We start from the raw sequence: 4,571 nt of genomic DNA on the forward strand, positions 1-4,571 counted from the left end.
ACCCCTGGTTGAACGCAAGGATGATATATCCCTGCTTACCCAAAATTTTTTAGATGAGATATGCAATGAGTATGGCATGCCCGTTAAAAAAATATCTGATGCGGCCCTGGAAGCCCTTAAGGCATTACCATGGACGGGTAACATCCGTGAACTAAGAAACATGGTGGAGCGCTTAATTATACTAAGCGATAAAACCATAACCGATAATGATGTCAGGGCATTTGCCAATCCATCGGCACCTGTAGCAGCCGGCGGGGATACTAATGGAGCCGCTCAAACAGATTTTGATCAGTTTAATAACTTCCAGGAATATAAGGATTTTGCAGAGCGCGAATATATTAAGTTCAAGCTCGAAAAAAACAACTGGAACGTATCGAAAACCGCCGATGATATTGATATACAACGTAGTCACCTATACAGCAAGATCGAAAAATTTGGCCTTAAAAGAGGCGAATAGCACCAATTAAGGTATTTATTAAAAGCGATTTGCAGCAATGCAGATCGCTTTTTTTATTTGGTTAAATTACTTACCATTGTACAAACCCAAACACATTATGAAACTAATATTTTCCTTGCTGATCTGCATTGCAGCAATCACATCCTGTCAACAAAAAGAAATCAAAACTGAACAAAAACCAGATCAGCCGCTGATAGGCACCTGGCATTTGATATCAAGTAAAAGCATTGAAAAAGGCGATACAACGGTAACAACCCCGCCTAAAGACCAGGAAATGGTAAAAATATTCAACGGTACAGATTTCGCCTTTTTTACACACGATAAAAAAATGGGCAAGGTTACCAAACCCGTATTTGACTCGGGTAGCGGAACTTATACATTAGTTGGCAATAACTATGCAGAACATCTGGCCTACTGCAATTACCGTGATTGGGAAAACCGTGACTTTAAATTCACTGTTCAGTTTAAAAATGACACCCTGATCCAGAGCGGGATTGAAAAGATAGACAGCCTGAACATCAATCATGAGATCATTGAAACTTATGTAAAGCTGCGCTAACAATATCTTGATTAATCGTTGTCATAACACAAAAGGGAACTATCCTTATAACCAAATCAATAATGGCAGCTGAGATTATGACCTGATATCTTTTATACACTTAAACCGGGTACCGATGTTATGGACAAAAAAACAGTAAATTGGATATTGCGGTGAGCGAAACACCGATATTTGTTGAGGCAAGCTCAAATTAATTTGCCTGCAACTTATCTGGTTACTTCATAGCTTATAAAAATGATTTTAAAGGTCTGTAACCTAATTATAAACTACATATCAAATTCTCGTCCTAAAAAGCTATTTTTGCGGTTCAATGGAGCATATTCGTAATTTTTGTATCATAGCACATATCGACCACGGTAAAAGCACACTTGCCGATAGGTTATTAGAATACACCAACACTATAACTCAACGTGAATCGCAAGCGCAATTGCTTGATGATATGGACCTGGAACGTGAGCGGGGAATCACCATAAAAAGCCATGCCATACAAATGGACTATGAGCTTGACGGGCAGAAATATATCCTGAACCTGATAGACACGCCCGGACACGTAGATTTTTCATACGAGGTTTCACGTTCTATAGCTGCTTGCGAAGGTGCGTTACTTATTGTTGATGCGGCGCAGGGCATACAGGCACAAACCATCTCAAACCTTTATCTGGCTTTGGAGAATGATCTGGAGATCATCCCGGTATTGAATAAAATGGACCTTCCCGGCGCTATGCCCGAGGAGGTTAAAGATCAGATAGTGGAGCTTATTGGTTGTAAGCGCGAGGAGATCCTGGCGGCATCGGGCAAAACTGGCATGGGTGTACATGATATTTTGCGCGCTATTGTTGAACGCGTTCCCCACCCTGTTGGCGATCCTGAAGCACCTTTACAGGCTTTAATATTCGACTCGGTTTATAATTCATTTCGTGGTATTGTAGCCTATTTTAAAGTAGTTAACGGCGAGATCCGTAAAAACGATAAAGTGAAATTTTTTGCTACCGAAAAGCAATATATTGCTGATGAAGTGGGTACCTTAAAATTAAAACAATCGCCTCGTGACGTAATAAAAACGGGCGATGTGGGATATATCATTTCAGGTATAAAAGAAGCGCGTGAGGTTAAAGTAGGTGATACTATTACCCGTGTTGACCGACCTTGCGAAGCCGGTATACAAGGTTTTGAGGAAGTTAAACCTATGGTATTTGCCGGTATTTACCCGGTTGATACTGATGAATACGAAGAACTGCGCGAATCAATGGCCAAACTGCAGCTTAACGATGCATCACTGGTTTTTGAACCGGAATCATCAGCAGCGTTAGGTTTTGGTTTCCGTTGCGGATTTTTGGGCATGCTGCACATGGAGATCATCCAGGAGCGGCTGGAGCGCGAGTTTGATATGACCGTGATCACCACCGTGCCCAACGTATCATACATTGCTTACACCACCAAAGGCGAGCCAATAGTAGTGAATAATCCATCAGATCTGCCTGATCCAAGCAAGATAGATTTTGTGGAGGAGCCATACATTAAAGCTACCATCATCACCAAATCTGATTATGTAGGGCCGGTAATGTCACTTTGTATTCAAAAACGCGGTAGCATTGTTAACCAGTCGTACTTAACATCTGACAGGGTTGAGCTGATATTCGAGCTGCCTATGGGCGAGATAGTTTTTGATTTTTRCGATAAACTAAAAACCATATCCAAAGGCTACGCATCATTTGATTACCACCAGATAGGTTACCGCCAATCGGATCTTGTACGTTTGGACATCCGTTTAAATGCTGAGCCGGTTGACGCTTTATCATCATTGATATTTAGGGGTAACTCTTATGATTTTGGTAAAAAGATCTGCGAAAAGCTGAAAGAGCTTATTCCACGCCAGCAATTTGAGATCATTATACAGGCCTCCATCGGTGCCAAGATCATAGCGCGCGAAACAGTGAAAGCCTTGCGTAAGGATGTTACAGCCAAATGTTACGGTGGCGATATATCCCGTAAGCGTAAACTATTGGAAAAACAGAAAAAAGGTAAAAAACGAATGAGGCAGGTTGGTAACGTAGAGATACCGCAATCGGCATTTATGGCGGTTTTGAAACTTGATTAAGCCCCCCAGCCCCCTAAAGGGGGAGTTTTTATTAGCATGGTTGGGCAAAAAAATTAAATTATTATACACTATCGTTCCCCCTTTAGGGGGTTAGGGGGCAATATGCAATTACTCGACGGAAAATACGTATCAGAAAAACTTAAGATTGAAATAGCCGAAGCAGCGGCTAAAATATTAGCGGAAACCGGTCGCCAGCCGCATTTGGTGGCGGTTTTGGTAGGTCATGATGGTGGTAGCGAAACCTATGTAGCCAGCAAGATCAAAAATTGCGAAAAGGTAGGTTTTAAATCAACCCTGGTGCGTTTTGAGGATAATGTAACTGAGGATGAACTGCTGAAAAAAGTAGAGGAACTGAATGCCGATGCTGATATTGATGGCATCATTGTTCAACTCCCCCTGCCTAAACACATCGATCCTGAAAAAGTAACCGAACGCATTGATCACCGCAAGGATGTGGATGGCTTTCACCCGGTTAATTTGGGCCGTATGCAACGCAACCTGCCTTCCTTTATCCCCGCAACCCCTTATGGTATCACGCTGATGCTTAAAGAGTATGGCATTGATACTGTAGGCAAGCATTGTGTGGTAGTTGGTCGCAGTAATATTGTGGGTTCACCAATGAGTATTTTAATGGCACGCAATACCACTCCAGGCAATTGTACGGTTACCATATGCCACAGCCGCACACCGGATATTAAAAGCATTACTTTACAGGCCGATATTTTGATCGTGGCCATAGGTAAAAAGAATTTTATCACCGCAGATATGGTGAAGGATGGTGTTGTTGTAATTGACGTAGGCATGAACCGCGAAACCTCGGCCCTAACCAAATCGGGGTTTAAACTATATGGCGATGTGGACTTTGAAAATGTAGCCCCAAAAGCTTCGTGGATAACCCCAGTACCCGGCGGTGTTGGTTTAATGACCATTATAGGGTTGTTGAAGAACACCCTTGCTTCTGCCAATAAAGAGGTTTATAAGTAAGAAATTTAAACAGGTTGGTTGAGTTGATAAGCTCAACCAACTACTTACCTACCACTCAACCTATCCCAAAAGGATTTGATACCTATATAAATATCACCATCTTTTATATTTACCGGGCAGGTTGCTACAAAGTCATTTTGTCCTTCCCCTCCTTTTCCGGTAGCCAAATTGTAAGTGTACCTGTGGTATGGGCAAACAATTTTTCCTTTAACACATAAACCCTCGCTCAAATCGGCCCCGGCGTGTGGGCAAACAGACGAAATTGCATAGATCTGCCCCTCAAAACCAACCACACAAATATTTTTGCCACCAGCTTTAACTTTTGTAATAAATGGTTTATCGGTATTTTGAATGCCTGATATTTTATACCACTTCATATTTTACTTAAAATATTCCAGCTTAGCCTGTTGACCGCTACCCATATCACAAACTTCATATACAATACGGGCCAGTAATATTTTAATGGTTATGGC

At 41.7% G+C, this 4,571-nt stretch carries 5 protein-coding genes; 4 read left to right on the forward strand and 1 reads right to left on the reverse strand.

The window, feature by feature from the left end:
• The 4 genes from AC1DRQ_RS29555 to AC1DRQ_RS29570 form a co-directional block, all read left to right on the forward strand.
• Nucleotides 1-457 (forward strand): AAA-type ATPase lid domain-containing protein (locus AC1DRQ_RS29555; protein WP_477429422.1); only part of this gene is annotated, 457 nt, incomplete at its 5' end.
• Nucleotides 458-554: 97 nt separating this feature from the next.
• Nucleotides 555-1,016, forward strand: coding sequence for a hypothetical protein (locus AC1DRQ_RS29560; RefSeq protein ID WP_429392357.1), 462 nt, complete (start codon nt 555-557; stop codon nt 1,014-1,016).
• A 310-nt stretch (nt 1,017-1,326) separates the two neighbouring features.
• Complete coding sequence (gene lepA / locus AC1DRQ_RS29565) at nt 1,327-3,114, forward strand: translation elongation factor 4 (RefSeq protein WP_477429424.1); 1,788 nt, start codon at nt 1,327-1,329, stop codon at nt 3,112-3,114.
• A gap of 102 nt (nt 3,115-3,216) precedes the next feature.
• Nucleotides 3,217-4,098, forward strand: coding sequence for a bifunctional 5,10-methylenetetrahydrofolate dehydrogenase/5,10-methenyltetrahydrofolate cyclohydrolase (locus tag AC1DRQ_RS29570; protein WP_429392354.1), 882 nt, complete (start codon nt 3,217-3,219; stop codon nt 4,096-4,098).
• Nucleotides 4,099-4,142: 44 nt separating this feature from the next.
• On the opposite strand, the gene AC1DRQ_RS29575 is transcribed toward AC1DRQ_RS29570, so the two are convergent.
• Entirely contained in the window at nt 4,143-4,475 is a 333-nt protein-coding gene (locus AC1DRQ_RS29575) for a Rieske (2Fe-2S) protein (RefSeq protein ID WP_477429426.1), read from the reverse strand.
• Nucleotides 4,476-4,571: the final 96 nt, after the last annotated feature.

The organism is Mucilaginibacter sp. P4_E8, assembly GCF_056401495.1.

What these genes read in the sequence shown, in the direction of transcription:
- AC1DRQ_RS29570 (WP_429392354.1), top strand. Translation starts at nt 3,217, where the DNA reads ATGCAATTACTCGACGGAAAATACGTATCAGAAAAACTTAAGATTGAA.
- AC1DRQ_RS29560 (WP_429392357.1), top strand. Translation starts at nt 555, where the DNA reads ATGAAACTAATATTTTCCTTGCTGATCTGCATTGCAGCAATCACATCC.
- AC1DRQ_RS29575 (WP_477429426.1), bottom strand. Translation starts at nt 4,475, where the DNA reads ATGAAGTGGTATAAAATATCAGGCATTCAAAATACCGATAAACCATTT.